The sequence below is a fragment of the Enterococcus sp. S183_ASV_20 genome, from assembly GCF_018919685.1.
In the GTDB taxonomy this organism is placed as follows: Bacteria; Bacillota; Bacilli; order Lactobacillales; family Enterococcaceae; genus Enterococcus; species Enterococcus faecalis.
Genome location: NZ_JAHLRI010000099.1, coordinates 1 through 5,585 on the forward strand (window position 1 = coordinate 1; position 5,585 = coordinate 5,585).

Consider the following 5,585-nt stretch of genomic DNA (forward strand, 5'->3'; position numbering starts at 1 on the left):
GTTTGAGATAAATCATATTCATCGTTATAACGATCATCACGGATCCAACGAAATAATTCTTGTGGATGGTACCAATCATTTAATTTAATATACGCAAGATAGTCTTTATATCCTTTTTTAAACGACTCTAAATCTTCTTCCGTCTTGAACTTCTTTAAAAATTGTTCTCTAGCTTTTTTCTTGTTGGTTTTCTTTGGATAAGTTTTCCAAACTTTTTCGAATAATTCAGGCATAGTTGAGCTCGGCTCAACACTATTCTTTTTATTCTTTGTATTATTCTCTGTATTATTAAGTAATGTATTATTATCTTTGGCGTTTTCGCCTATACCCCTATAGTTATTTTTACCTATACCCTCTAGTTGTTTTCGCCTATACCTATCGGTAGTTTTAACTACACGTCTCTCTATTGATTTTGTCCCTGATTTGTACTGATAGCTTACGTCAATGTAGCCTTTTTCTTTTAATCCAGATATAAGTTTAGAAACCCTATCTTTACTAAGACCAAAGAAATTTGAAAAGTATTCATTGCTAGCAAAACAGCCATTTTCATTGTCTAAACTATCAATCTCAACTATCAAAAATTTTTCTATCCAGCTTAATTCATCATCAAGCCAAACGTTTTTAGGGATCCAAATACCTTTAAACGCTCTCTCCATTTGTTATCCCCCTATGTTTAATTTTTTACGTTCATCCGTATTCAATTTCACTGGTTTAATTTGATACTTATTCAAAAAGTTCTTAGTACCTATTTGGTGCTCCTCTTGATGGTGCTGACGACATCCTGCATAAAATGTGAATGTCTCATGATTAATCTTTTTACGATTACGCCCCATACCAACAACTTCAATATGGCAAACGTCAGCATGCTTACCGCAAATACAGCACTTACGATATTTCAGACAGTAATAAAACCATTTGTTATTTTCAAGCAAATATTGGTATCTTTTTTCCAGTGGTATATCGTTTTTCAAAATGAACTCAATCAAGAAACCGATCCACTCCGTCGCTTCATTCTTGGTAGCTCGACTATGTTCAAAATAAACACCACTCTTAGCCTCGTAGTAGTATTTCAAGACACTTTCAATCCATTTAGGTTCGTCATAGCTCCAACGTGCCACATCGGCTATTAGAACGTGAGAAAGTGCATTCTGTTTTTGAGACATCTGTCGATTATCTAAGAATTCAACTTTCGCTAAATTATCATCGTTATTAGCCAGAAGTTCGAGAAAATTTGAATTTATTTCATCCTCAAATTCGATGGCCAACATATTCCCTTTATGTTTTATGATTTTCCCAATCATTCAATCACTTCTTTTCAAAATCATTTGCAATAGGAGGATTTGCCTCGTCAAATAATTCTGTTTGTTCTTCATCGAGTTCGTTTTCACTTTGTTGTTCCACAGTAGGAACTTCAATCTTTTCTAACATTTCTTTCATACGCTCAAGAACTTTAGTTTTTACGTTTTTTAAAGGTACGTTGTTAATCTTGCTGTGCAACTCTTTAAACATATTTTCATGATTTTCAGATTGTGTAGCAAGTTCTGTAATACTACTAATTAATTCATCTTTTAATTTTTCTAAATCTATTCCTTCGCTACTCCATTCATATATTTTTTCGCCTACTTCTTTTGTTATTTTAAAAGGCATATTAAACATATTTGAGTTATCTTTTGTAGCTTCCGCTATGTGGTCCTGATCAATACGTAAAGCGATAGCAAATTCATATTCCAAACTATCTTTTTGATCAGGTTTCAACCCTAGTTTTACTACTTGTGTTTTACCTTGTTCATTTTTTTCCATGTCGTAGGCTTGCTTACTTCTAGACGTTCCAATCACATACATTGAATTTCCTGTTACTAACTTAAGAAATTCTTTCTCTAATGGTTTTACTTTATTCCAAGCCAACATTTGATTTTTAGAGTTGCCTCTCTGATGGTTTTCTACTTGTTCTAAAATGCCACCTTCACCACTCCAAGCATGCGTTAGAGAATCGACTATAACCACTTCAACCCCAGCTTGTTTGAATAAATTAAAAGCCTGTATATATCGCTGTACAGTAAATGGTGCTTCAAAATCAATATGCAAAAATTCCCCTATGTCGACATTCCCAATAGTTGAATCAGCATATAACAACGATCGTTTGTGCTCAGTGTCAATGACACCTATTTTTTCCCATTGTTCTTGTTCTGATAAGTCTGAATGCATTTTTTCAATAATTCCTTTAGCAATAAACAACGCACTTACTGTTTTTCCACTACCACTTGCGCCAGTTATCATGATAGGAACTTTTATTTTTTCGCGTTTAGCCTTTTTTATTTCCATATTGAAACCTCCTATCTAATTCTCAAACTCTTAGTTTGAACTAATTCTGCACCTTTGATTTCCCCATGTTTCAGTTCTTCTTTCAAAGCTGTTTTATCAACTTTGGGAGGTTGAGGAATTAAAAAGCCAATAGGAATTAATTTTTCGTCTATAATATTCACAGAAACTGGATTGTTTTGAATTCCTACATTGAATAATTCGCCCTTGATTTTCGTTTTGCCGACCTTTTCCATTTCATCTTGCAGATATCCTTTTAGGTTCTTTACATTGTTAGAAAGCGTTGTTTTTCGTGACTGTAGCCGTTTGATTTCTTTTTCAACAATAGATATGTTGCTCTCAAGTTCTTTAACTACTTTTGCTGTGTTTTCTACTTTTAAATCGATTGAATCGCTAATACTATCTAACGTATCTTTTAATGTTCCATCATCAAGCTCTTCAGCTAATGACAAAACTTTTAAATAATCGTTGCTAAGTTCATAAAGTGTTGCCACGGCTATCTTCCTCCTCGTCATATTCCCATTCTGGTTCGATTTTCTGTAATTCTTCTGACGGCTCTGTTAAAAATTGATCTAGCGCATCTGCTTCACTACGATTCATTCACAAGACCTCGTTTCTGTGATATAATTTTCTTAGTATATTTTTGTATGCGACTTATTGCTTGCCGGCTTAAGTCGCTTTTTTGTCGTCATACAACACCTCTGCGCTCTTTTTGTTGTGCAATGTATATTTTATTTTTTTGTTGCTGGTACCATAAATCAGCAAGTTTTTTCGTTTGCTGTAGTTTTTCTTTCCTTGTCATTTATTTACCTCTCTATCTTCAAGTGCCAGATCATAAAACAGTGTCCAAATGATGAATAAGCCGATATATACATTTTGGATAATCGGATTAAAATCTCCGCCTACTAGCAGTCCTAGTCCGAATACGATTAGCAATACTGCAATTCTTCTTAAGTTATAAATTTTTCTCATTTCATTTCTCCTTAAATATGCATTCTATTTTGAATCTCTAAGTATCTTAAAAATTCGAGTTCTTTTTCAATTTGATATGCTTTTCCTTCGGTCAGTTGTTCTGATTGTCTAAGCGCTGCTCTATCATCTTGTAGCTGTTTCCGCTCTTTTTTGATTTGGTTGAGTATCCAAGCCTCTTGTTCAGTTGTATAAGCCATAATGTTCTCCCTACGCTATGTCGTTTAAGTCAAAACTCATTTGTCTTACAACTGTTTTTGTGGCTGTGGACGGCTCCCAGTCATTGATATATTCAATTACCATTGGATAATGTTTTTCTCTTAATTGTGATCGGGTCCCCACGCCTGTGATTTGCTTAATACCTGAATTAATATCTTTGTATAGCTTGCCACGCTGTTCCTTTGTGATTTTTCCAAATCCTCTTGCTACTTCTGCTACTCGTTGATGAACTCGACGTGATAAGTAGCCATAATCATCTGCACCGATTTTTTGATTGTCTTTTAAGTCGGCTACTTCTTTTTCAATTACATCTACACGCTCATTTGTTTCTTCATTTGCTGATAAAGCAAGCATCGCCAATTGTCTTTGCGAGGTTGGAAGTTTAGGCTGTTGAATTTCTTTTTCCATTTGATTAAAAGCTTCAATATATTTCAATTTAAATTGCAAAGCTTTTTGACCAGTGAACCCCATTGCTAACAAAGTGAAGCCGTCGCGATTCATAATAACTTGGCGATAAGATTGTTTGTTTTGTGGATGAATGTAGGTATCTTCGTAAAATAGGTCGGCATAATTTTGTGCCACCCCCTCTTTTAATTCATCAATGGCTTTTAGAACAACTTTGTGTTCTTTTCCGAAAGTTTCTGCAACTTGTAAACTACTTGTTACTGCTTGCTGGTTTTTCATAATTACTAAATTTGTCATTTGGTTTACTTCCTTTCTGGTATAATTATTTTGAAAGCGAGGTGAAAAATATTATGTTTACTTATATTTGTAACAAACAAGCAGACGATAAGGGGTTACACGAAGTGCATGTTTCAACATGTAAATACCTACCATCTACAGAACGACAATTGGTAGTGGGCGAATATTCTTCTTGCCATGCAGCTATTCAGTCGCTTGAAGAAGCCAACGCTGGCAGAGGGTTTAAGTTCGATGGTTGTTATTATTGTTGTAAACCTTGTCATCACGGTTAGTTTTTTTGAGGAGTAGTTACAGCTACTTCTCTATTTTTTCGGACTGTATCACGATAATTTTCTACTGAATGATAAACAATCACTTGCTCTAAATGCTTTTTGTATTCATTTTTTATCGCATCAATAATTAGAAGTTCCTGATGTTGATGCTCAATTATTTTGATTAACTCTTCTTTAGACATTTCTGCATAGTATGGTTTTAATTCACTCATTTGTTTATTTCCTTTCTGGTATAATTTTCTTATCAGCAAATGGTCTGCTGAAATAATTCATAAGGTGGTGAAAATATTGGAACAGACTAATAAAAGAAAAAACGAATTAGCTGTTGACCTTGTAGTCGCATGGTTAGCACATAATTCTGAAATATCAAATGAAATTGGCCGAACTTCTGTGAAAGGTAATCCTGTTACAACTAAAGAAGTTGCTCAAGCCTATCTAGACTTTTTCAAGACTATTACAAATAACGAATTGCCTGAAAATTTAACAAATGAAAATCAATAACTTTTCAAAATCTCTGCAATGGCTGCAACCATTGTGGAGTTTTTCTCTTTTATAGCCTGGTCAAGCGCTTTTTCTAATTGTTGTAAAATTCCAAGTTTGATTTCCATAATCAATTTTGCAATTTCTTGAGTGGTTAAGTCTTGCTTTACATTATTTTTATTCATGTTCTGCCTCCTTAGTTATTTTGTTTGTATTTGTTGCATTCCCCATATTTACAAGTTTTAGTTAGCTTCTTTCTGATAATTGTTACCTTCACTTTTCTTAGATTCACTTTTACTTTTTATTTTACAAACATGTTGTATGCCAGTACGTCGCGTTAAAACATCAGCAAAAGCTTGTGCCAATAAATCGATATCTACTTTTTCTGACGACTTTTGATTCATATCACACTTCCCTCCTCCTTTGTTGACATTCGGGAACTCAACGATTAAAAAAAATAGATATTCTAGATTCTGGCATTTCTAATGCTGTTGCTATTTTTGCTAGTTCATCAACTCCCAATGAAACTGCACCATTTTCACGTTTTGTATACATACTTCTGGTCCAACCTAATTTTTTTGCTAATTCTTCTTGCGAATAACCCTTAGCAATCCTTTCAGCCTT

13 protein-coding genes are annotated in these 5,585 nt (G+C 34.0%); 1 reads left to right on the plus strand and 12 read right to left on the minus strand.

Annotated features, from left to right (window positions below; all coding sequences use genetic code 11):
- From KQI94_RS15300 to KQI94_RS15335, 9 genes are all read right to left on the minus strand, one after another.
- The coding region (locus tag KQI94_RS15300; protein WP_216454580.1) for a helix-turn-helix domain-containing protein at positions 1 to 656 on the minus strand (656 nt) is incomplete at its 3' end.
- Positions 657 to 659: 3 nt separating this feature from the next.
- Positions 660 to 1,301 carry a putative HNHc nuclease gene (locus tag KQI94_RS15305; protein ID WP_010821532.1) on the minus strand — a complete coding sequence of 214 codons (642 nt, stop codon included), beginning with the start codon at positions 1,299 to 1,301 and terminating at the stop codon, positions 660 to 662.
- A gap of 4 nt (positions 1,302 to 1,305) precedes the next feature.
- Entirely contained in the window at positions 1,306 to 2,322 is a 1,017-nt protein-coding gene (locus tag KQI94_RS15310) for an AAA family ATPase (protein WP_002365157.1), read from the minus strand.
- An 11-nt stretch (positions 2,323 to 2,333) separates the two neighbouring features.
- Positions 2,334 to 2,813 carry a siphovirus Gp157 family protein gene (locus KQI94_RS15315; RefSeq protein ID WP_002381628.1) on the minus strand — a complete coding sequence of 160 codons (480 nt, stop codon included), beginning with the start codon at positions 2,811 to 2,813 and terminating at the stop codon, positions 2,334 to 2,336.
- Positions 2,797 to 2,919 carry a hypothetical protein gene (locus KQI94_RS16725; RefSeq protein WP_002414628.1) on the minus strand — a complete coding sequence of 41 codons (123 nt, stop codon included), beginning with the start codon at positions 2,917 to 2,919 and terminating at the stop codon, positions 2,797 to 2,799. Before KQI94_RS16725 ends, KQI94_RS15315 begins: the two co-directional genes overlap by 17 nt.
- 198 nt (positions 2,920 to 3,117) lie before the next feature.
- The gene (locus KQI94_RS15320) at positions 3,118 to 3,291 is read right to left on the minus strand and encodes a hypothetical protein (protein WP_002406302.1); all 174 of its coding nucleotides are present in this window, start codon (positions 3,289 to 3,291) and stop codon (positions 3,118 to 3,120) included.
- 11 nt (positions 3,292 to 3,302) lie between these two features.
- On the minus strand, positions 3,303 to 3,488 hold the full coding sequence (locus KQI94_RS15325; protein ID WP_002406301.1) for a hypothetical protein: 186 nt from the start codon (positions 3,486 to 3,488) through the stop codon (positions 3,303 to 3,305).
- Positions 3,489 to 3,498: 10 nt separating this feature from the next.
- A complete protein-coding gene (locus KQI94_RS15330) occupies positions 3,499 to 4,209 on the minus strand; it encodes a phage regulatory protein (protein WP_002357336.1) in 711 nt (236 codons plus the stop codon).
- 268 nt (positions 4,210 to 4,477) lie between these two features.
- Positions 4,478 to 4,693, minus strand: a complete 216-nt coding sequence (locus KQI94_RS15335; protein WP_002357335.1) for a hypothetical protein — start codon at positions 4,691 to 4,693, stop codon at positions 4,478 to 4,480.
- Positions 4,694 to 4,760: 67 nt separating this feature from the next.
- Between KQI94_RS15335 and KQI94_RS15340 the strand changes: the two genes are divergently transcribed.
- A complete protein-coding gene (locus KQI94_RS15340) occupies positions 4,761 to 4,982 on the plus strand; it encodes a hypothetical protein (protein WP_229018025.1) in 222 nt (73 codons plus the stop codon).
- On the opposite strand, the gene KQI94_RS15345 is transcribed toward KQI94_RS15340, so the two are convergent.
- The 3 genes from KQI94_RS15345 to KQI94_RS15355 form a co-directional block, all read right to left on the minus strand.
- Complete coding sequence (locus KQI94_RS15345; RefSeq protein ID WP_002357333.1) at positions 4,976 to 5,146, minus strand: hypothetical protein; 171 nt, start codon at positions 5,144 to 5,146, stop codon at positions 4,976 to 4,978. The two genes, KQI94_RS15340 and KQI94_RS15345, sit on opposite strands and share 7 nt — an antisense overlap.
- 57 nt (positions 5,147 to 5,203) lie before the next feature.
- A complete protein-coding gene (locus KQI94_RS15350; protein WP_002411353.1) occupies positions 5,204 to 5,365 on the minus strand; it encodes a hypothetical protein in 162 nt (53 codons plus the stop codon).
- 37 nt (positions 5,366 to 5,402) lie between these two features.
- Positions 5,403 to 5,585: helix-turn-helix transcriptional regulator (locus tag KQI94_RS15355; RefSeq protein WP_216454582.1), on the minus strand; the 183-nt coding region annotated here is incomplete at its 5' end.